22 protein-coding genes and 1 pseudogene are annotated in these 20,741 nt (G+C 62.3%); 16 read left to right on the top strand and 7 right to left on the bottom strand.

Annotation, left to right across the window (positions count from 1 at the left end):
• Positions 1 to 116: 116 nt before the first annotated feature.
• A complete protein-coding gene (locus ACFXS9_RS31205; RefSeq protein ID WP_392695613.1) occupies positions 117 to 293 on the bottom strand; it encodes a hypothetical protein in 177 nt (58 codons plus the stop codon).
• Between the two features lie 168 nt (positions 294 to 461).
• On the opposite strand from ACFXS9_RS31205, the gene ACFXS9_RS31200 reads away from it, so the two are divergent.
• The gene (locus tag ACFXS9_RS31200) at positions 462 to 1,268 is read left to right on the top strand and encodes a transglutaminase family protein (protein ID WP_392695610.1); all 807 of its coding nucleotides are present in this window, start codon (positions 462 to 464) and stop codon (positions 1,266 to 1,268) included.
• 62 nt (positions 1,269 to 1,330) lie between these two features.
• Complete coding sequence (locus tag ACFXS9_RS31195; protein ID WP_392695607.1) at positions 1,331 to 1,579, top strand: hypothetical protein; 249 nt, start codon at positions 1,331 to 1,333, stop codon at positions 1,577 to 1,579.
• Between the two features lie 70 nt (positions 1,580 to 1,649).
• On the opposite strand, the gene ACFXS9_RS31190 is transcribed toward ACFXS9_RS31195, so the two are convergent.
• Positions 1,650 to 1,952 carry a hypothetical protein gene (locus tag ACFXS9_RS31190; RefSeq protein ID WP_392695604.1) on the bottom strand — a complete coding sequence of 101 codons (303 nt, stop codon included), beginning with the start codon at positions 1,950 to 1,952 and terminating at the stop codon, positions 1,650 to 1,652.
• A 557-nt stretch (positions 1,953 to 2,509) separates the two neighbouring features.
• Here ACFXS9_RS31190 and ACFXS9_RS31185 point away from each other — a divergent pair.
• From ACFXS9_RS31185 to ACFXS9_RS31155, 7 genes are all read left to right on the top strand, one after another.
• A complete protein-coding gene (locus ACFXS9_RS31185; protein WP_392695601.1) occupies positions 2,510 to 3,445 on the top strand; it encodes a class I mannose-6-phosphate isomerase in 936 nt (311 codons plus the stop codon).
• Positions 3,442 to 5,727, top strand: coding sequence for a glycosyltransferase family 4 protein (locus ACFXS9_RS31180; RefSeq protein WP_392695598.1), 2,286 nt, complete (start codon positions 3,442 to 3,444; stop codon positions 5,725 to 5,727). Before ACFXS9_RS31185 ends, ACFXS9_RS31180 begins: the two co-directional genes overlap by 4 nt.
• Before the next feature lie 39 nt (positions 5,728 to 5,766).
• Positions 5,767 to 7,062 (top strand): glycoside hydrolase family 130 protein, encoded by a 1,296-nt coding sequence (locus ACFXS9_RS31175; protein WP_392700116.1) that lies wholly within the window; start codon positions 5,767 to 5,769, stop codon positions 7,060 to 7,062.
• On the top strand, positions 7,059 to 7,349 hold the full coding sequence (locus tag ACFXS9_RS31170) for a hypothetical protein (protein WP_392695595.1): 291 nt from the start codon (positions 7,059 to 7,061) through the stop codon (positions 7,347 to 7,349). The genes ACFXS9_RS31175 and ACFXS9_RS31170 overlap by 4 nt, the downstream gene beginning before the upstream one ends.
• 374 nt (positions 7,350 to 7,723) lie before the next feature.
• Entirely contained in the window at positions 7,724 to 7,921 is a 198-nt protein-coding gene (locus tag ACFXS9_RS31165) for a hypothetical protein (protein ID WP_247510545.1), read from the top strand.
• Between the two features lie 33 nt (positions 7,922 to 7,954).
• Positions 7,955 to 8,191, top strand: coding sequence for a hypothetical protein (locus ACFXS9_RS31160; protein ID WP_392695592.1), 237 nt, complete (start codon positions 7,955 to 7,957; stop codon positions 8,189 to 8,191).
• Between the two features lie 63 nt (positions 8,192 to 8,254).
• On the top strand, positions 8,255 to 8,389 hold the full coding sequence (locus tag ACFXS9_RS31155) for a hypothetical protein (protein WP_392695589.1): 135 nt from the start codon (positions 8,255 to 8,257) through the stop codon (positions 8,387 to 8,389).
• A gap of 95 nt (positions 8,390 to 8,484) precedes the next feature.
• On the opposite strand, the gene ACFXS9_RS31150 is transcribed toward ACFXS9_RS31155, so the two are convergent.
• Both ACFXS9_RS31150 and ACFXS9_RS31145 read right to left on the bottom strand, forming a co-directional pair.
• Positions 8,485 to 9,453 (bottom strand): VOC family protein, encoded by a 969-nt coding sequence (locus ACFXS9_RS31150; RefSeq protein WP_392695586.1) that lies wholly within the window; start codon positions 9,451 to 9,453, stop codon positions 8,485 to 8,487.
• An 827-nt stretch (positions 9,454 to 10,280) separates the two neighbouring features.
• Positions 10,281 to 10,646, bottom strand: a complete 366-nt coding sequence (locus tag ACFXS9_RS31145; protein WP_392695583.1) for a nuclear transport factor 2 family protein — start codon at positions 10,644 to 10,646, stop codon at positions 10,281 to 10,283.
• Positions 10,647 to 10,889: 243 nt separating this feature from the next.
• Here ACFXS9_RS31145 and ACFXS9_RS31140 point away from each other — a divergent pair, with 243 nt between their 5' ends.
• Entirely contained in the window at positions 10,890 to 12,041 is a 1,152-nt protein-coding gene (locus tag ACFXS9_RS31140) for an alpha/beta fold hydrolase (RefSeq protein WP_392695580.1), read from the top strand.
• 70 nt (positions 12,042 to 12,111) lie between these two features.
• Here ACFXS9_RS31140 and ACFXS9_RS31135 read toward each other — a convergent pair whose 3' ends face one another.
• On the bottom strand, positions 12,112 to 12,462 hold the full coding sequence (locus ACFXS9_RS31135) for a RidA family protein (RefSeq protein ID WP_028347975.1): 351 nt from the start codon (positions 12,460 to 12,462) through the stop codon (positions 12,112 to 12,114).
• A gap of 121 nt (positions 12,463 to 12,583) precedes the next feature.
• Positions 12,584 to 14,242, bottom strand: a complete 1,659-nt coding sequence (locus tag ACFXS9_RS31130) for an FAD-binding dehydrogenase (protein ID WP_392695577.1) — start codon at positions 14,240 to 14,242, stop codon at positions 12,584 to 12,586.
• 284 nt (positions 14,243 to 14,526) lie between these two features.
• Between ACFXS9_RS31130 and ACFXS9_RS31125 the strand changes: the two genes are divergently transcribed.
• From ACFXS9_RS31125 to ACFXS9_RS31100, 6 genes and pseudogenes are all read left to right on the top strand, one after another.
• Positions 14,527 to 14,997, top strand: coding sequence for a hypothetical protein (locus ACFXS9_RS31125; RefSeq protein WP_392695574.1), 471 nt, complete (start codon positions 14,527 to 14,529; stop codon positions 14,995 to 14,997).
• 160 nt (positions 14,998 to 15,157) lie between these two features.
• Positions 15,158 to 15,352, top strand: coding sequence for a hypothetical protein (locus ACFXS9_RS31120; RefSeq protein WP_057846245.1), 195 nt, complete (start codon positions 15,158 to 15,160; stop codon positions 15,350 to 15,352).
• 23 nt (positions 15,353 to 15,375) lie between these two features.
• A pseudogene (locus ACFXS9_RS31115) lies at positions 15,376 to 15,965 on the top strand (SCO family protein).
• A 90-nt stretch (positions 15,966 to 16,055) separates the two neighbouring features.
• Positions 16,056 to 16,973: a transporter substrate-binding domain-containing protein gene (locus tag ACFXS9_RS31110; RefSeq protein WP_392695571.1), complete on the top strand. Its 918-nt coding sequence runs from the start codon at positions 16,056 to 16,058 to the stop codon at positions 16,971 to 16,973.
• 170 nt (positions 16,974 to 17,143) lie between these two features.
• Positions 17,144 to 18,787 carry a lysine--tRNA ligase gene (locus ACFXS9_RS31105; protein WP_392695568.1) on the top strand — a complete coding sequence of 548 codons (1,644 nt, stop codon included), beginning with the start codon at positions 17,144 to 17,146 and terminating at the stop codon, positions 18,785 to 18,787.
• Between the two features lie 290 nt (positions 18,788 to 19,077).
• Positions 19,078 to 19,860: a class II aldolase/adducin family protein gene (locus tag ACFXS9_RS31100; RefSeq protein WP_392695565.1), complete on the top strand. Its 783-nt coding sequence runs from the start codon at positions 19,078 to 19,080 to the stop codon at positions 19,858 to 19,860.
• Positions 19,861 to 19,923: 63 nt separating this feature from the next.
• Here ACFXS9_RS31100 and ACFXS9_RS31095 read toward each other — a convergent pair whose 3' ends face one another.
• Entirely contained in the window at positions 19,924 to 20,574 is a 651-nt protein-coding gene (locus ACFXS9_RS31095; RefSeq protein WP_392695562.1) for a S24 family peptidase, read from the bottom strand.
• Positions 20,575 to 20,741: the final 167 nt, after the last annotated feature.

Below are 20,741 nucleotides of genomic sequence, written 5' to 3'. Positions count from 1 at the left end.
CCCTCGGAAAATAGCTCGGACATTAGAGCATGATTGAGAAAAGGCGGAACTGCTTTTTACCGGCCCGCAGATCGGTTCATTGTGACCTTCCCGCCGGCCGATGAGCGGCTGCGTCTTCAGGAACGGAAATCTATGCTGCGCACGATGATGCCGGGAGGAGTGCCTTCAAACTCTCGGGCCAGGAATTTGCGGGACACGCATGCGTCGATCCGGTCCCGCAGCCGCGCGAACTGTTCCTCGCGCTGATCTGCCGGCGCGCGTGGCACGCGTTCAAGACTGTTGCGGCCGAACATCTGTTTGTTCAGGTCGCGCCTCTCCCGAGAGCCGGGTGAGGTCGGCAATCTCAGCGCATATCGATTGCCTTGGCGCCCGCCGCATTTGGTCGAATAAGCCGGCCAACGCCTTGTATTCGCTGGCTTCGTAGCCACTTCGAGCAGGCAGCAGCCGGAAAGGGCTTTCGAGTGAAGATTCGCGTCGGATTCGAAATGATCTACGATTTCCCGCAGCCGACGCCGATGATCATGGTGCTGGGCACGCACTTCACCCGTGCGTCCGACGTCATCGTGCCGGATTTCCTCACCACCGACCCAGTCGTCGAGATCATTCCCTACCGCGACATGTTTGGCAATTGGTGCAGCCGCATGGTTGCGCCCGCCGGCCGCGTGCGTCTTGCGGCCGACGGCGTCGTTCGCGACAGCGGTCTGCCAGATCCGGTGTTTACTTCCGCCGTTCAGCACGCGATCGAGGATCTTCCCGCGGACACTTTGGCCTATCTGCTCGGCAGCCGCTATTGCGAGACCGACCGGCTTTCGGAAATCGCCTGGCAATTGTTCGAGAAAAAGCCGCCGGGCTGGGCGCGAGTCCAGGCGATCTGCGATTTCGTCCATCATCACATCGCCTTCGGATATGAGTATGCTCGCGCCAGCAAGACGGCGTGGGAGGCTTACCAGGAAGGCAAGGGCGTCTGCCGCGACTACGCCCATCTTGCCGTTGCGTTCTGCCGCTGCATGAACATTCCTGCGCGCTATTGCACGGGCTATCTCAGCGACATCGGCACGCCAAAGCCATGGGCTGCAGGCGATTTCGCCGGCTGGTTCGAAGCCTATGTCGGTGGGCACTGGCGTACTTTCGATCCGCGCAACAACGTGCCAAGGATCGGTCGCATCCTGATTGCGCAGGGGCGCGACGCTTCCGACGTGCCGATCACCCAGACATTTGGGCCAAACACATTGGTCGGCTTCAAGGTCTGGACCGACGAGGTTGCGTGACGACGGTCGCCGCGCATCGACCTGCTTGATTTGACCTGCGACCAATCGGGAAGGGAACTCGGATGAAAACGACTCTCGCCGTGCTGGCACTATGCGCATGTGCGTCGGGCGCTCTTGCCGCTGCGCCAGAGTGCCGCGCGATCAACAACGCCAATGCGCGCCTGTCGTGCTACGACGCCGCGCATCCTCCGAAAATGGAAAAGCCCGCTATCCCCGAAAAAGACCCGTCGCGAGCCGCCTACAAAGATCCTTTCAGCGCAGAAGAGGCCAGGACCAACGCCAAGCTGAAGAATATCTGCCGCGGCTGCTGAGATGGAGGCGCCCCGACCGGTAGAGGGCTTTTTCTTCGCACGGGCGATAACGGCGCGACAGCCAGCTTTGCTAGCTCAACAAGGTACGCACCCTCATGGCGGCATCGTAGATCTGGACCTGAAGCATCGGATAAGCGGTCTTCAGCTTTCGACCGGAGACCTCGGCAGCCTCGATCGTATCAAACTCCGACTTGAAATGGCCGTCGACAATCGTCGCGAACCCTTCGGTCGGAGGCCTGTCGGCCCGCACCGCCTTCTTCGGCTCTGGTTCTTCAATTGAAAGCACGGATTTTTTCATCGCCATTCCTCGCGCGTTCACCGCGATGATTTGATCTGCGTGGAAGCTGGTTTCAAAAAGCCGCGGTTGGCGCATCGTGATGCGCGTCTTCCGTCACTGCGGCGTTACCACTGGACAATAACTGCTCCAGCGATAAGGAGACCAAGAATAACTGGTACCAGGATTGGAGGTACCAGCCACTCTCGCAGATTGAATTGTTGGCTGGTGGACATATTAACCGCCCCTCGTGTGGCGGGAGTACAAGACTCTCAGTCACCGATAGCAGCCAATGAAGGAGCGGTGATGTGTATAGCAGACGCTCTTTTCATGACGATGTCGAGCGAAATCCCAAAGCGAAGGCAAGGGTCAGCGTTCGTTCCGCATCTTTCTGATGGCGAGAGAGCAGCGTGATGTGGAGCTGGGATCGATTTCCAGTCGCCTATGCCGTCCTCGGCGTGCCGTCTTGCACTATATCGACCGCGCGCGAAGCAAAATGGTTGCTATTGGGTGCGGTAGTATCCATATGAGTAACAGCGTAACCGGTTCCGCAACAAGGCGTGTCCCGCAGACGCGACGCTTAGCCACACATCCTACTGATGATATCGACCAACGGCATGTCGCTTCGGCATGCGCGTCATGGGTCAGGAGATCCTATGCCCATCGAACACGCGTCCGTACGGGCCATGCCCAAGCCCTGGGGTGTCAGCGATCTCCAGCCATGGAGCAGCATCGACGGTACCGGGGGTGCGGTGGGAGAGCTTTGGTTCGAGCGCGCCGACAGCAATGCGCCGACTCCTGCCTTGCTTCTCAAGTTGCTGTTCACCAGCGCGCCATTGTCGATCCAGGTCCATCCGGACGATACGTTTGCGCGCGCAATGGGGATGCCGAACGGCAAGAGCGAGGCATGGTACATCATCTCGGCGGAGCCGGGCGCGCAGATCGCCGTCGGCCTGAATCGACGGATCACACCACAAGAACTACGGACGGCGATCACGAATGGCTCGATCATTGATCTGGTTCAATGGCGTCCGGTTGCGAAAGGCGATGTCATCTTCATTCCGGCTGGGACCATCCACGCTATCGGCGCCGGCATCGTGCTCGCCGAGATTCAACAGCGCAGCGATACGACATTCCGCCTGTTCGACTACGGCAGGCAGCGTGAACTGCACATCGACAATGGCGTCGCAGTCGCGAACATCGCTCCGCTTCGACCACCACGTCATCCAGTCCGCCTGACTCTTGAGCGGACGGTTCTGGTCGCGAGCCAGCATTTTGTGCTTGAGCGGCTTGAGTTACCCGAGGGATCAAGCTGGGCGCTGCTCGCCGATTCGGAGACTTGGGTTCTCGCTCTCGACGGCCATGCGGCGATCGGATTGGCCGCGCTGTCCGTCGGGCAGGCGATCTTCGTCGGCGGCGGTCGTGCCAGCATCGAAGTCGGTGCCAACGGGCTAACCGCCCTGGTCGCATATCCCGCAAGCGGTCCGATCGGCTCCCTTTTGCACAGGCTTTCCGGGCAATCGATCAAGCCTGTTCGGTCCGTTGCTTCCGACGTGACGAAACTCACCGGCCTGGCCGAGGCGCATACGTGACGCCGCTACGCAGGATCGCCGTGATCGGCAATTCGTTGCCTCGCCGCTGCGGAATCGCGACATTTTCGACCGACCTGCAACGGGCAATCTCGAATTCGGAGCCAAACCTGCAAACCTGCATCGTGGCGATGACCGACCACGATCAGACCTACGACTATCCGGCCTCGGTCGCGATGCAGATCAAGGATGCCAGCGTCGAGGAGTATGTGGCCGGTGCGGCGTTTCTCAACGCCGGCCGGTTCGACATCGTCTGTCTGCAGCACGAGTTCGGAATTTTCGGCGGCGAGGCCGGGGCTCATATCCTGGAACTGCTGTCGCGCCTTACCATGCCGGTCGTCACGACGCTGCACACGGTGCTGGCCGCACCGACCGCGGCTCAGCGCGCGGTGATGGAGTGCATCGTCGAGATGTCCTCGAAAGTCGTCGTGATGGCCAACAAGGGCCGTGAACTGCTGCGCAACGTCTATCGTGTGCCGGACGACAAGATCGAGGTCATAGCCCATGGCATCCCCGACTTTCCGTTCGTCGCGCCGGACGAGGCAAAGGCCAAGTTCGGATTCAGCAACCGGTCGGTCATTCTGACGTTCGGCCTGCTGTCCCCCAGCAAGGGCATCGAGGTCATGATCGACGCCATGCCCTCGATCCTGAAAAGACGGCCGGACGCGGTCTATGTGGTACTTGGTGCGACCCATCCCAATCTGGTTCGTGACCAGGGCGAAGCCTATCGCGGCAGCCTGATGGCACGCGTGCGCAAACTTGGCGTCGAGGATCACGTCGTATTCCTCGACCAGTTCGTGGATCAGGCCACGCTGCTCGAATTCATTTCAATGTGCGACGTCTATGTCACGCCCTATCTCAACGAGGCGCAGATGACGTCGGGCACGCTGGCCTACAGCTTCGGCCTCGGCAAGCCGGTCGTCTCAACACCTTATTGGCATGCGCGCGAACTGCTGGCCGACGGCCGCGGCGTTCTCGTTTCCTTTGGCGACGCGATGGGGATCGGCAACGAAATAGCGGGCCTGCTTACCGACGGTCCTCGTCGTCAGGCGATGCGCGAGCGCGCCTACGCTGCCAGCCGATCGATGACATGGGAGCGCACAGCCGAGCGTTACATGACCGCCTTCGACAATGCACGACACGGCCACCGGCTGAAGGTGATCGCGCGCGCCCGACCGGACGCAATCGCGCCGCACCGCCCCGCCGTGCCCGACATGCAATTGGGCCATTTCATGTCGATGTGCGACGATACCGGCCTGTTTCAGCACGCCGTGCATTCGGTACCTGATCGCGCGCACGGCTACTGCGTGGACGACAACGCCCGCGCGTTGCTGCTGGCCTGCGCGCTCAATGAACCGGGCGAGCACCCGCTTTCGGAAAGCCAGACGGGCCGCTTTGCCGCCTTTGTGCAGCATGCGTGGAATCCCGATACCAGGCGCTTTCGCAACTTCATGGGTTTCAACCGGACCTGGCTTGAAGATAAAGGCTCCGAGGACAGCCACGGGCGAACTCTGTGGGCCTTGGGCGCATGCGCGCGGAAGGATGCCAGCCGGTCACGGCGTCGATGGGCGGCGGCCTTGTTTGCCGAAGCCCTGTCGACCGCCGCGGCCTTTCGTTCGCCTCGCGCAATGGCCTTCACGCTGCTCGGCCTCGACGCCTATTGTGCCGTAACTCCGGATGATCAGCGCGCCCGTGAGATCAGGCATTCTCTTGCCGATGGGCTGGTTTCGGGCCTGGATTTGGTCGAGACGCCGGACTGGGTGTGGTTTGAGGAAAGCCTGGCGTATGACAACGCCCGCCTGCCGCAGGCCCTGATCGCTACGGGCCTCGCAACGCGAACGCCGGCCTACATCGATGCTGGCTTGAGAACCCTGCGCTGGTTGATGACACAGCAGACGACGTCAACCGGGCATTTCCGTCCCGTGGGCACGACGAGCTTCGGACAACTTCGAAAGCCTCCTGGCGCGTTCGATCAGCAGCCGGTGGAAGCCAGCGCAACGATTGCGGCATGTCTGATCGCCTGGCGGGCGGACGGCGATGCCGAATGGAGGGCGATCGCGGCCAGGGTTTTTTCCTGGTTTTTCGGCGGCAACGACCTGTCGGTGGCGCTGGTCGATTCCGACACCGGCACTTGCCGCGACGGGCTGCATCCTGACCGCGCGAATGAAAATTGCGGCGGGGAGTCGGTCGTGTCCTATCTGCTGGCGCTCGCCGAGATGCGCCAGCTTGTGCGCGCCAATATTAATCCGACCAACCCCGTGGCGCTTCGCGCCGTAGGCGCTTGAGTCAAGCGTCTACTCACGCACACGCGAACAGAGGACACGCTGTTGCAAGCCACTTTTATCAATCGGCGGGCGCTCTATCTGCGGCCTGATCCTGCGCGCGTAATCGTCCGTCCGTTCAAGCCAGCGACCGAACCGCGCGATCTCAATCCGACCGACAAGACACGCGCCAATCATATTGTCGAGCGCGTTCTCAATCTCGATTCGCAGGCTGCAGCCGCCCAATTAGCGGACGTGCTGGAGAATTTTCAGGGCCGGCACCGCAACTTGCTAAAGACGTTTGAGCTGCGTGCCGATGAGATGGAGGAGGCGCTGCTGGCGCACTCTACGTTTTCCGAAGTGCAGCGCCAACTGATCGGCGCCTACTTCCTGCACGAATATTCCTTCGAAGCGTCGGCACTGTTCAATCCAAGCATCGTGCCGCACCCCGACCAGTCGGGAATCCCGAGCGGCAGCCTGCGCTTCATTCTGAGCCTCCGAGCTGTCGGCGAGGGGCATGTATCGTCGCTGACGTTTCGCGCCGGCACGATCGCGGCGGATGGCAGCATTACAGTCGATCCGACCGCCCGGCTCGCTACCAGTCCCCGGATCACGCACCGGACCGCCGGACCGAGCGGCGATGAAGTCGATGTCGTTTTCGAGCTAGCACCGGACATCAGCGAACGGGTGATCTTTCCGCTGACGGAGTCGCAATCGAACGGCATCGAAGACGCGCGCTTCGTCCAATTCCGCGATGGCGGTCGGACGACCTATTACGCAACTTATACCGCCTATAAGGGCACTGCCATCCGATCGGAGTTGATCGAAACCGCCGACTTCCTCTCGTTTCGGATGACGCCGCTGCAAGGCGCAGCCGCGCGTAACAAGGGCATGGCGCTCTTCCCGCGGAAAATCGATGGCAGGTACGCCATGATTGCGCGACAGGACAACGAGAATCTCTATCTGGTCTATTCGGACGATCTCTACAGATGGGAAGGCGGTCAGGCGGTCTTGAGGCCGCAATTTCCCTGGGAGTTCGTGCAGATCGGGAACTGCGGATCGCCAATCGAACTGGAGGAGGGCTGGCTGATGTTGACGCACGGTGTCGGCCCGGTCCGGAAGTATTCGATCGGCGCAGCGCTGCTGGACAAGCGCGACCCCTCCAGGGTGCTGGCGCGTTCGCGTGAACCGTTGCTGCGACCCGAACCATCCGAACGCGAAGGCTACGTTCCCAATGTGGTCTATACCTGCGGAGCGATGACGCACAACGGTCAACTCATTTTGCCTTACGCCGTATCGGATACGTACTCCAACTTTGCGACAATCGAAATTTCCGCGCTGATGCGATCGATGGCTTGAATCAGAAATCGCGCGGTGCGATCCGCATTTCTAAGGAGATCCCCATGGCTCGCGAAACAAGCTACTTCGTTCAGGCCTTCGATGCTGGCCGGGGAGGAAACCTGAAAGCGGGCGTTCCGATAGCCTGCAAAACGGCAACGGCCGCGCTTCGCACCGCGGAGCGGCTGGCCGAGAGCAAGCTCGGGGTTGTTGCCTTCTCATCCACCGGTGACCCTGAGATGGGCGACTATGACGACGAGCCGACGGTCATCTTCCGCAAGGGAGAGCTGCCATCGGCCTTCGATTGAGATAGGCCCGACAAATTTCCGCGGATCGGGCCATGTAGATCGCTTCGAGCTGGACGCGACGGGATTACGTCAGCGCCCCTTCCGCAATCGCGCTGGAGGTTAGGATAAGGTCAAGTGCGAGCATTGCCACCGGCAGGCGCTCGCGGGCGTCGCCGCGGCGTTTTAGCGCTCGCTATTGCGGCGACGCGAGCCTAGAGTTGATTATCACCGCGTTTCCCACGGCGTCTATCGGTGACTGAGGGCTAGCAACGCTCACGCCCCGACGAACGGAGCGCTTTTGTTGTCCTAAGGTTGCTTGGCTGCCGACCGGACCGTCCCGCCGGCAATCGTTCCGCCGCTTCTTCCATTGTTGGTGTCGGCCGTGGCGTTCCTGCATGGATAGGACGAGCGAACTGCATTACCTGATCAGCGGCAACAATCAATTTGGCCGGGTCAATCTTAGCCGTGCGGCGGCGGGGGCTGCCGTCAAGAAGGCAAAGGAGCTTTTGCAGGAAGGTTATTTGGACGTGAGGATATCCACGCCCAGGGGCCGGATCCTGTTATCCGATGAGTTCGATCAGCTTGAAGAATAGCGGGGCGCCCACAAAAGGTCCGGGAGGCAAGCCATGAGCAGACCCTTCAAGACCGCCGATGAGCTCCAGGATATGATTGTCGAGCAGGCAAGAATTCTCCATGGTCCCTGGCCTTCGGGGATGACAATGTTTGTTTTCGACGATGCTTACGGATGGAGCGCGAGCATCAGTCGGCCAGCGTCCGAGGGCGACGAATTCTATCGTACCCGCACGCTCGATCTGATCAGGACATTGAGGGTCAGATATGATCTCGACGCGCCTCGGCTCTAGTCGACAACGATATCTAGCCGGATCTGCATGGTTCTGGCATCACCATCAACCCAGGAGATCGACATGGCCAAAGGCGAGCAACGAGGCAATCGGGAAGCGAAGAAACCCAAGAAGGAGAAGATCAAGGTAATTGCCGCAGCACCGAGTCAGAAGGTCGGAGGCTGGCAGCCAACCTTGGGTTCCGATAAGAAGAAATAATGTTCGGTGCTCATTGGCGGAGACAGAAAACCGACTTCTCCCGCGGTCGCATGCCCTATCGGCGCATGCTGAACGGGGCTAACCGATGATCGCGCTCAAACCTTGATCAGCCGCACCTTGGTGCCCCAGGGATCGGCGGTCTCGACGCCGTTCGCGATCGCAACAGCCGGCGCGCCGGCCTGCCGCAGGCGCTGCTCTTGCGCCTGCAATAACTCTGGCGTCGCGACTTCAAGCGAAAACCATGCAAGTCCCGTGGCCGCATCATCTCGCCGGCCGGCGCCGGAACTCTGCCAGACATTGATGCCGAGGTGATGGTGATAGCGCCCCGACGACAGGAACGCGGCGCCGGTGCGCTTGCGGGTCGGGTCGAAGCCGATGGCGCCGCCATAGAAGCGGTCGCCCTGTTCGAGGTCGCCGACGCGCAGGTGCATGTGGCCGATGCGAAGGCCGTCGGGCGCCCCGGTATAGTTGGAGATGCGCGGATTCGTCAGCGTCAGCAGGCCGTCGATGTCGAGCGGGTCGGTCGCCATCGCGACCGTGCCGCCATCCCACTTCCAGCTTTCGGGCGCGCGGTCGGCGTAGACTTCGATGCCGTTGCCTTCGGGATCGTCGAGATAGACGGACTCGCTGACGAGATGATCGGCAAACCCGGAGAGCGGCACCTTGTTCGTTGCGGCGTGCACCAGCCAGCGCGCGAGATCCTTGCGGCTCGGCATCAGGAAGGCGGTGTGATAGAGCCCCGCGGCATTCCGCGCCTCGGTGGCGGCGCCCGCGCGCAGGGTGAGATCGAGCAGCGGCACGCCGCCCGCGCCGAGGCGGGCGCCGGTAGCCGTGCGCTGCATGACGGTGAGCCCGATAGCGTCGCGATAGTAATTGGCGACGAGATCGAGGTTACGCACGCGCAAGGTCACCATGCCGATCCGCATCGGCGTGCGGTTGGCGAAGGTCGACCCGGCAGCGCCGTCGGCCGCTCCTTCCGCCAACGCTGCCGCCGTGGCGGCCGCGCTCAGCGACGAGGCGCCGGCCAGGTGAAGGAGGGTGCGGCGGGTCAGGTCGATGCTCATGACAGCTCCGTTTTTCGATCGCCTCAGCGAAGCAAATCCCGCGCCGGTTCTATGCTCCGCAACGTCGCAACAGGGCCGGCCGGACCATCGTTGCAGCAGAACGTTTTGCTCCGAGCAAGCTATTTTTTCAGCGTAGCGAGCGCCCTTGCGCTCGTTGCTCGGCGTGCATTCGCGCGACCCGTTGACTTTGCCAGCCTACGAACTGCGAACTGATTTGCCTCGCGCCCAAGCGAAATTTCAATGCGCGACTGCGGCAAAGCAACGCTACGCGCAAATCACTTCTGATTTTCAGAAATCGTGTCAAGCCCGGGAATCGAAAATATTCCACTTCACGCGAGAGGCAAATCAGCGGCATAACTCCGCCCGTCTCACCCATTGAGGGGCGCTCGCGATCGTCACGAACGTGCGGTGAGATGCGGTGGACGCGGAATGCGCAAGACGTAGGCGCAGGAAGCGTACGGCGAAGTCGTGTGGTTCGGGCGCCGCGGTGCTGGCGTTAAGTTCTTGGGAAGAAGCTTCTCAGGAGCGACGGAGGCAAAAGAGCCGTTCTCCGGGAAGAGCACGAAGTAAGCCGTAAAGCCATTGCGCAGGGAAGGCCGGGATGCTCCCGCTGTACCTGTATGCTCGTGTGCATTTTCCTTTGCGCAAATCGCACGCGAGACCGCGGGTGCAGCAAGCACCCGGTCTTCCCTGCGCCCTCTGTCATTGAGGGCGGAAGTGAATAGCAAACCTCGGGCGCAATGCGTCGCGAGATCGCGAAGTCATACTCCGTTGGCGGGGATGACAGCTTCGTAAGTGACGCGCTGTGTGAGACGACGGTCGGCCGGCTACGCCCCCGCCGGCACCTGATCGAGGAAGCCGGTGATGCTGCGGATGCGGCCGTCGCTGAGGACTGCGAAATCCGTGCCCTTGATCGGGCTGTCGCCGCCGTCGGGGCCGAGGCCCCAGGAGAAGCGGACGTGGTCGCCAAAGCCATTGGGCTCGCCGATCAGCCTGAACCTGAAATCCGGAAACTTTTGCTGCACGCCCGCGATCAGCGCGTCCACGCCGTCATGCCCATCGCCCGACATCAGCGGGTCGATGTACCGGGCATCGCTGGTCCAGTTCTGGCTGAGAATTTCGCGGCGGCGGCTTGGCGTCCGCTCGTTCCACAGATCGATGTAGCTGCGGGCGATCTTGTTGATGTCGGTCATCATGCTCTCCTTCGTTCCGGCCGAATGGGCCGGCTGACCGACTATCGAAAAATCCGACGCGCCAATCGATTACCTCAGAGGTCAAGGATTTCGATTTTTGGCAATCATGCATCTTGCGGATGCGGTGCTGACCTATTTCCGACGATCGATCGGGCTAGGGCCTGCGCTGGATCTGGCGTAAAAGCATGCGACGTCGGCTCTTGCCGTCCTCACCATGGTGGGACGATCAATCGGGGAACGGGCGTGGCAGAGAAACCCAAGAAGCCGGAGACGCCGGAGCAGCATGCGGGCGCCGATTGGGCGCAGCAGGTGTGGCTGTGGCCGCTGGAGGCCACGCGGTTGGCGCTCGACAGCTACGCGCAATGGTTCGCTGATCCCAAGCCCGCGCCTTCCAACGCGCCGGAGCAGATGCCGCTGGCCTGGACCACGCCAAACGTCGTGGCGCTGCAACTTCCGTCGATGCGGCTGCGGGCGTTTTCGCGAGGGAATGCGGCGCAGCCGGTGCTCGTTTGCGCGCCCTATGCGCTGCACGGCGCGCTGGTCGCGGACTTCGCGCCTGGCCATAGTCTGGTAGGGGCGCTGCAGCGAGACGGCATGAACCGCATCTATGTCACGGACTGGCGCTCGGCCACGCCGGAAATGCGCCATCTGTCGATCGACAATTATCTTGCCGAACTCAATGTGGCGATCGACGAGATCGGCGCGCCGGTCGATCTTGTCGGCCTGTGCCAGGGCGGGTGGTTGTCGCTGGTCTATGCAGCTCGTTTTCCCGGCAAGGTGCGGCGGCTGGTGCTCGCCGGTGCGCCGGTCGATGTATCCGCGCCGTCAGAGCTTTCGAAAATGGTGGCCGCGCTTCCGCAGGCAGCTTTCGAGCAGATGGTGCAGCAGGGCGAAGGAATCGTGAACGGCGAGCACATGCTGCGGTTCTGGAACACGCCGTTCAGCCAGCATGACGTGGAAGCCGTGCTGCAAAGGAATCTTCGCGATGGATCGGACGAGGCGCGCATGCTGCTGGACCGTTTCAAGCGCTGGGATCGCGAGACGCTGGATCTGCCGGGAGCCTATTATCTCGAGGTGACCGGCCGGGTTTTTCGCGAGAACCAGATCGCTGAAGGGCGTTTCGTCGCGCTCGGCCGCAGGATCGATCCTGCCGAGGTGCGCGTGCCGGTCTTCCTGCTGGCGGGAGAGAACGACATCGTCGTCCCGCCCGATCAGGCGTTCGCAACTGCGCGGCTTTTGGGCACGCCGCCGGCATGGCTGGAACGGGCCTCCGAGCCATGCGGTCACCTCGGCCTTTTCATGGGGCGCAGGGCCTTGCGCCATTCCTGGCGCCGGATCGCGCGGTGGCTTCAGGCTGATATCGGCGATGTTACGGGCGCACGGATCAGCGCGTGAGAGGCAGATGAAAATGCCCCGGATCGCGCCTGCAATCCGGGGCAGCAAGACGGTCAGCGGCTGGCTGACGTTACTTCGCCGCGACCACCATGATCTCGACGTTGTACTGTGGGGCGGCGAGCTTGGCCTCGACGGTGGCGCGCGCCGGCGTGTTGCCGGCCGAGACCCAGCCGTCCCACACCGCGTTCATCTCGGGAAAGGTCTTCATGTCGGTGATGTAGATCGTGGCCGACAAGAGCTTCGACTTGTCGGTGCCGGCCTTGGCGAGATGGCCGTCGATGATCGAGAGAATGTCCTGAGTCTGCTCGGTCACGCTTTTGCCGGCGGCCTTGCCGGCAACGACGCCCGCGAGATAGACGGTGTTGCCGTGGACGACGGCCTGGCTCATGCGAGGTCCGGTTTCGAAGCGCTGGATCGTCATATTGTTCTCCTGTGAGGGGGCGGCGGTTACTTAGCGCGCTCGTGTCCCATGCGCCACTGCGTTATTTGCATTGAGATTGGAGCCGCCATGCCGGGACAAGCCCGTCCATCACGGCGAGAAATCAGGAAGCCGCCTTCGCGGCCGCGCGTCCCGCATTCCTCCCCGAGAACAGGCAGCCGCCGAGAAAAGTGCCTTCCAGCGAGCGGTAGCCATGCATGCCGCCGCCACCGAATCCGGCGGCTTCGCCGGCGGCGTACAGGCCCCTGATGATCTCGCCGTTGGTGCCGAACACGCGCGAGTCGAGATCGGTCTCGAAACCGCCCAGCGTCTTGCGCGTCAGGATGTTAAGCTTGACCGCGATCAGCGGGCCGTGTTCAGGGTCGAGAATTTTGTGCGGCTTTGCGGTGCGGATCAATTTGTCGCCGATGTAGCGGCGCGCATTGTGCAGGTTCATCACCTGCGCGTCCTTGACATAGGGGTTGGTGATCTCGCGGTCGCGTGCCTCGATCTGCGCCTTGATGTGATCGTGCTTGAGCAGGTCGTTGCCGGCGAGCGCGTTCATCGCGCTGACGAGGTCGCCGAGATTGTCGCGCACGATGAAGTCGGCGCCGTTCTGCTTGAACGCTTCCACCGGCGCCGGCGCCCCCTTGTTGGTGGCGCGCTTGATGGTCATGCGCCAGCTCTTGCCCGTGAGGTCGGGATTCTGCTCGGAGCCGGAGAGCGCGAACTCCTTTTTGATGATGCTCTGGGTCAGGATGAACCAGGAGTAATCGTAGCCGGTCGACATGATGTATTGCAGTTGGCCGAGCGTGTCGGAGCCGGGGAAGAGCGGCGCGGGCAGGCGCTTGCCCGTGGCGTCGAACCACATCGAGGAGGGGCCGGGCAGGATACGGATGCCGTGGCGCGGCCAGATCGGGTTCCAGTTCCGGATGCCCTCGACATAGTGCCACATCCGGTCGCGGTTGATCAGCCGCGCGCCGGCCGCCTCGGTGATGCCGATCATGCGGCCGTCGACATGTTCGGGCACGCCGGAGATCATGAACTTCGGCGGCGCGCCCAGACGCTTCGGCCAGTTCTGCCGGACCATGTCGTGATTGCCGCCGATGCCGCCGGAAGCAACGATCACGGCCTGCGCACGCAGCGTGAAATGGCCGACGACCTGGCGCGATGAGCTCTTGCCGCGCTCGACGCTGTCGGGCTCGAGCACCGAACCGCCGATCCCCTCGACCGCGCCGTTCGCCATCATGAGTGTGTCGACGCGGTGGCGGAACTTGAACGTTAACCGGCCATTTTTTTGCGCTTCGCGCGCGCGGCGCTCGAACGGCTCGACGATGCCGGGGCCGGTGCCCCAGGTGACGTGAAAGCGCGGCACCGAATTGCCGTGACCCATCGCGTCATAGCCGCCGCGCTCGGCCCAGCCGACTACCGGAAAAATACGGTGGCCCATCGCGCGCAGCCATTCCCGCTTCTCACCGGCCGCGAACGCGACATAGGCTTCCGCCCATCGCTTCGGCCAATGGTCGTCGTCACGGTCGAAGCCTGCGGTGCCCATCCAATCCTGCAAGGCAAGGTCAAACGAATCCCTAATGCCGAGCCGACGCTGTTCGGGAGAATCGACCAGAAACAATCCGCCGAACGACCAAAAGGCTTGTCCGCCAAGGCTTTGTTCGCCTTCCTGGTCGACGACAATGACGCGCTTGCCGGCATCTGCGATCTCCGTCGCCGCGACCAGCCCCGCCAAGCCACCGCCGACCACAATTACGTCTGCATCGTCAGCCATCGTTTCCTCCCCCGTGCCGTTTTTGATTCAAGCCCGCGTCCTTGCGCGCGGTCAACGGCAATCGGACTCTGCTGTAACGCATCGCCACCTCGGCAAGAGTCGTTTGTTCCAGTTCGGGACCTTTGCGCGCGGAGGGTGCAGCGGCCAAGCAACACTTGATTTGAATTTGTTTTGACTAGCTGTGGCTGCCTAGACAAAATCACGAACTCAAACGACGCTACGCCACGTCTTGCATCACGAAGACGATCAGATTCGGTTTCGACATTTTTGGACTGGGGCGGGATATGAAGCTGGTGACGGGGTTGCTTGCCGCGGTGCTGCTGCTGGCGGGAATGGGGGTGAGCCAGGCGGTGGTGCGGATAGCCGATGATCGCGGCGGCCGGATCGGCACCTATGTCGACAGATACCAGGGCCTACGCACTTCAGGCGAAACCGTGATCATCGACGGCCTGTGCGCCTCGGCCTGCACCATCGTGCTCGGCGCGGTTCCCCATGACCGGATCTGCGTTACCTCGCACGCTAATCTGGGCTTCCATGCCGCCTGGGATTTCGGCGCCAACGGCCGTGCCATCACCAATCCCGAAGCAACCCAGATGCTGTATTCGATGTATCCGCCGGCGGTACGGAGGTGGATCGCGGCGCGCGGTGGCCTGACCCAGCGCATGCTGTTCCTGCGCGGCAAGCAGCTTCAGGCGATGTACAGGCCCTGCTATCTCGACGCCCAGGCGTCCTCGAACAAGCCTGCTTCGCGCTGAACCGAACGCGCGTTTCGCCAAAAAAGTAGCGCGGTGGCCGGGCCTGTCCCGGCCATTTGCTTTTTTGTGCACCTCTCGCCCGACTTGCCCTCCGCGTGACGTGATGTCGGGCGCGGCCATTCCGCTTGCCTGCATCGGGAACTGACCCTATCTGAACCCCATGGTTCAGCCGATTTCCACGCAAGTCCGAATGATGGCGGCAGCCCCGCGTCAGGGCAGGGTCGCGTCCGTGATCGTCTGGAGCGCTGCCGGCCTCGGTGCGGTGGCCGTGCTCGGCGCGGCTGCATTGTGGTTCCATTACGGCACCACGGTGTTTTTCGAAATGATCGCCGCCGGCATCTCGGCCTGCTTCTGACCGGGCAATAAGGAATTCCTGACATGGACCGGACCATTCGCCCGCTGGTGATTATCGCTGCCTTCGCCGCGAGCCTCGCGGTCGGGCTGACGATCATGCTGTGGGCGATGGGCGGCTTGCGAACCGTCACGGCGCCGGCCGCGATCGGCGGACCGTTTCAACTGACCGACCAGTCCGGCCAGACCGTCACTGAGCAGAATTTGAAGGGCAAGCCGACACTGATCTTCTTCGGCTTCACCCATTGCCCCGATGTCTGCCCGACGGCGCTATTCGAGATTTCGGAAGTGCTGAAGGCAATGGGTAGTGATGCCGATCGCGTCAACGCCTGGTTCGTCTCCGTCGATCCCGAGCGCGACACGACGGCCGCTATGAAGGACTATCTCTCCAGCTTCGACCCGCATTTGAAGGGGCTGACCGGCAATCCGGAGGCGATCGCAAAGGTGCTCTCGGCCTACCGGGTCTATGCAAAAAAGTCCCGCTCAAGGACGGCGATTACACCATGGATCACACCGCGCTGATCTATCTGATGGATCGCGACGGCAATTTCGTAGCGCCCTTCAACCTGAAACGGACGCCCGAGGAAGCCGCGAAGGATTTGAAACGGTATCTCTGAGCGGCAAGCTGGCCGAGGAGCGAAAACGGCCTCGCATAGCGGGCCGGATGGTCTATAAGGCCGTGAAATTCCGCAAAGCCATTGCCAAAGATGCCATATCTTAACGTCCAGTTAACCAATGCAAGACTGCATCGAACCATCAGCGCGTGGCTGGTCGGGCTGTCGGTCGTGTCCGCGTTGACGGCTCTCGGCGGTCATGCGGCGCAGGCGCAAACCCAACCCCGCACCGCGGTCGAGGCGGCCCCGCAGGCGGTGCCCGGCTTCTGGGACCCGCGGCGGCGTCCGGACCGGCCCGACATGTCGCGCCTGACCGTGATCCGGTTCCTGACCGAGACTGACTACCCGCCGTTCAACTTTACCGGCCCCGACGGCAACCCCGCCGGCTTCAACGTCGATCTGGCGCGCGCGCTGTGCGACGAGATCAAGATTTCCTGCACCATCCAGATGCGCCGGTTCGAGACGCTGGTCGATGCGATCACAAGCAACCGCGGCGACGCCATTATCGCTTCCATGGCTGTGACGCCGGCCCTGCGCGCCCGGCTCGACTTCACCGATCCCTATTACCGCGCGCCGGCGCGCTTCGTGTCGCGGCGCGACGCCGTGATGCCGGAGATCCGCCCGGAATATCTCGAAGGCAAGAAGGTCGGCGTCATCGCCGGCACTTCGCACGAGGCCTATCTGAAGGCGATGTTCACCGACGCCGAGATCAAATCCTACCCGAACGACGACGCGCTGCGGCTGGCACTCAGGCGGAGCGAGGTCGACTTCATCTTCGGCGATGCGATCTCGCTGGCGTTCTGGATCAACGGCACCGATTCTGCCGAATGCTGCGCCTTTTCCGGCGGGCCCTTCGTCGAGAGCCGCTATTTCGGCGAGGGCATCGGGATCGCGGTGCGCAAGGGCAATGATTTGCTGCGGACGTCACTGAACTGGGCGCTGTTCCGGATCTGGGAAAAAGGCCGCTTCACCGATCTGTGGCTACGGTATTTTTCGATCAGTCCGTTCTGACCGCTTCGTAGGGTGGGCAAAGCGAAGCGTGCCCACCATTCGAGACGAAGATTTGGGAGAGATGGTGAGCACGGCGCAAGGGCGCTTTTGCCCACCCTACGGGACCTTCGCCCGTCATTTTGCATTTTGCCGCGGAGGCGCTAGTTTCCGCGGCCTCTGGAGAGCCTTTAATGTCCGTCATCGACCATGCCTTTAGCCCGAGCGATTTGCGCGCGCTCGCCGAACAATCCAACGCCTGGCCGTTCGAGCAGGCCAAGGCCATTGTCGCGCGGCTGAAGAAGAACCCGAAGGACGAGGTGCTGTTCGAGACCGGCTACGGTCCCTCGGGCCTGCCGCATATCGGCACCTTCGGCGAGGTCGCGCGCACCACCATGGTCCGCCACGCCTTTCGCGTGCTGACCGAGGACAAGATCAAGACCCGGCTGCTCGCGTTCTCCGACGACATGGACGGCCTGCGCAAGGTGCCGAACAATGTGCCGAACAAGGAGATGCTGGCGTCACATCTCGGCAAGCCGTTGTCGCGGATACCAGATCCGTTCTCCAACGAGTACCCGTCGTTCGGCGCGCACAACAATGCGCGGCTACGCGCGTTCCTCGATGCGTTCGGCTTCGACTACGAATTCGCCTCTTCGACCGACTACTACGCGTCGGGTCGGTTCGACGCCGCGCTGCTGCGCATGCTGGAACGGCTCGACGCCGTCATGAAGATCATGCTGCCGAGCTTGCGCGAGGAACGCGCGGCGACTTATTCGCCGTTCCTGCCGATCTGCCCGCGCACCGGCATGGTGTTGTATGTCCCGATCATCGAGCACGATGTGAAGGCCGGCACCGTCTCCTATGAAGATCCCGAGACCAAGGAGCGCGTCACGGTCCCCGTCACCGGCGGGCATTGCAAGCTGCAATGGAAGCCCGACTGGGCGATGCGCTGGTTTGCGCTCGGCGTCGACTATGAAATGGCCGGCAAGGACCTGATCGACTCGGTCAAGCTGTCCGGCAAGATTTGTTCGGCGCTCGGCGGCACACCGCCGGAGGGCTTCAATTACGAGCTGTTCCTCGACGAAAAGGGCCAGAAGATTTCGAAGTCGAAGGGCAACGGGCTCACCATCGACGAATGGCTGCGCTACGCCTCGCCGGAATCGCTGTCGCTGTTCATGTATCGCGAGCCGAAGGCGGCGAAGCGACTCTATTTCGACGTCATCCCGCGCAATGTCGACGACTATCAGCAATTCCTCGACGGCTTCCCGCGGCAGGATGCCAAGCAGCAGCTTGCCAATCCGGTCTGGCACATCCATTCCGGCAAGCCGCCGAAGGCGGATATGCCCGTCACCTTCCAGCTCCTGCTCACCTTGGTGTCGTCGTCGAATGCGGAGAACGCCGAAACGCTGTGGGGCTTTATCGGCCGCTATCGTCCGGGCGTCACGCCGCAGACCCATCCGAAGCTGGACGCGATGGTCGGCTACGCCATCAACTACTATCGCGACTTCGTGGCGCCGACCAAGCAGTTCCGCGAGCCGACCGACAGCGAGCGCGCCGCGCTGCAGGATCTGCGCGACGCGCTGTCGCAATTGCCGGCGGGGTCGAGCGCCGAAGATATCCAGAACGTGGTCTATGAGATCGGCCGCCGCGAGCCGTTCCTCGATCCGGTCAAGAAGGGCAAGGACGGCCGGCCTGGCGTCTCCCTCGACTGGTTCAACATGCTCTACCAGGTGCTGCTCGGCCAGGAGAAGGGCCCGCGGTTCGGCTCGTTCGTCGCGGTGTACGGGGTGCAAAATTCGATCGCGATGATTGACGGTGCGTTGGCGCGGAGCGCGTAGGCCTCTCCGTCGTCCCTGCGAACGCAGGGACCCATAGCCACAGGCCGATGCTATCGGCTTCGCCGTGGCTCTAGCTTGATGCAAGCAACGAACGCCTGTGGTTATAGGTCCCGGCTCAAGGCCGGGACGACACCGGAGGGCTTGGCTGCGGCTCGGACCTGCAAACCGGGATGGCAGGTCCGCCGCAATTTCAGCCATGGCGGCGCCAGATTGCGCTACACTACAGCGCATAACAGCCGCCAAAGCCTCCGTCGTGAGGCCAGCGGATAAGCGCATTAGGGAGAAAGCTCATGCAGTATAGGGTTTCGCCGAAGACGCTCAGCGAGTACAGCGCCGAGGAATGGCAGGCGCGGGTCGATCTCGCGGCCGCGCACCGGCTGGCCTTCATCCAGGGATTTTCCGAAGGCATCTTCAACCATCTGACATTCGTAGTGCCGGGTAAGAGCGACCGCTACTACCAGATCCCGTTCGGCACGCACTGGTCCGAAGTCACGGCCTCCTGCTTCATGGAAGTCGGCATCGACGACGGCGAGGTCAAAAGCGGCGAAGGCGAGGTGGAGCGGTCCTGCTACTGCATCCATGCGCCGATCCACAAGGCCCTGCCGCAGGCGAAGGCGGTGTTTCATACCCATATGCCGCACGCCAGCGCGCTGACGCGGCTCGAAGACCCCCGCATCAAGGAGATCGGCCAGACCGAGGTCGGACTGTCGGGCGCTATTGCCTATGACGATGAATATACCGGCCCGGCGCTCGATCCGGCCGAAGGCGCGCGGCTCGCTAAAGTCATCGGTGACAAGACCGTGCTGTTCATGGCCAATCACGGCATCTCCACCGTCGGCGCGACCGTCGCCGAAGCCTACGACATGCTGTATTACGTCGAACGCGCCGCCCAGGTGCAGATCTATGCGATGTGGACCGGGCAGAAACTGAAACAGCTCCCTGCGCCTGTGGTGGAGAAAACCAAGCGCGATTACAAGGACGAGCATCTCTACAAGGGCCCGACCCCGGCGCAGCGGCATTTCGATGCGTTGAAACGGATGCTGGACCGCAAGGAGCCGGATTACGCGACGTAAGTTACGCGCCCTGGTCTCTCCGTCGTCCCTGCGTTCGTATGCGTTCGCAGGGACGACACCGTCCTACTGGCTCACCCATACGATCCGGGCGATCCAGGCGACGTCGTCGGCCTCAAGCGTGCGATCGGCATGCGCTGGATTGAGCGACTGCAGTTCCAGGGTCTTGGTGGTCCGGCGCTTCAATTCCTTGACCATCAGTTCGCCATCTGACGTCTTGAGCACCACGCGGTCGCCGCGCCGGATCGGCGTGCCCGGCGACACCACGATGATGTCACCGTCGCGATAGGTCGGCCTCATCGCGTCGCCCGAGATTTCCAGGGCGTAGGCATGCTCGTCGCTGGTCGACGGCAGCGCCACCTCGCCCCAGCCCTTGCCGGCGGGAAAGCCGGAATCGTCGAAATGGCCGCCGCCGGCTTGCGCCAGGGCGAGCAGCGGCACCGACTGTTGGCTGCGCGCGCCGTCGCCGATCAACTGCATGAAGGTCTCGACCGACGAATTGGTCGCGGCCAGCGCTTTGGAAACTGATTCCGTTGACGGCCAGCGTTCTCGGCCGTCGGCGGCGATGCGCTTGGATTTGTTGAACGTGGTGGGATCGAGGCCGGCGCGCTTGGCAAGACCCGAGGGTGACATGCCGGCACGTTCCGCCAGCCGGTCGAGCGCGGTCCAGATCTGGCTGTGGGTCAGAATGCGTTGCGCCTTGGCCTGTCTGGCCATCGAAAATCCCTGAAGCGATCTAGGAATTATTGCCTCATTTGGCCGGTTCGCGCAATTCTTCCAGCCGAAGTCTGTGACCGCAGCGCTTGAGTTAGGCGCGGGCCGCCTTTACGGTCGGCCGCCAACCCGGCCTTTTCCGGGAAAATCCCAAGAGACTCAACGAGAAG

This window comes from Bradyrhizobium sp. RDI18 (genome assembly GCF_043203335.1).
GTDB lineage: Bacteria > Pseudomonadota > Alphaproteobacteria > Rhizobiales > Xanthobacteraceae > Bradyrhizobium > Bradyrhizobium retamae.
Note: the sequence above shows the minus strand (reverse complement) of the source record. Positions and strands in the feature narration are given on the sequence as shown.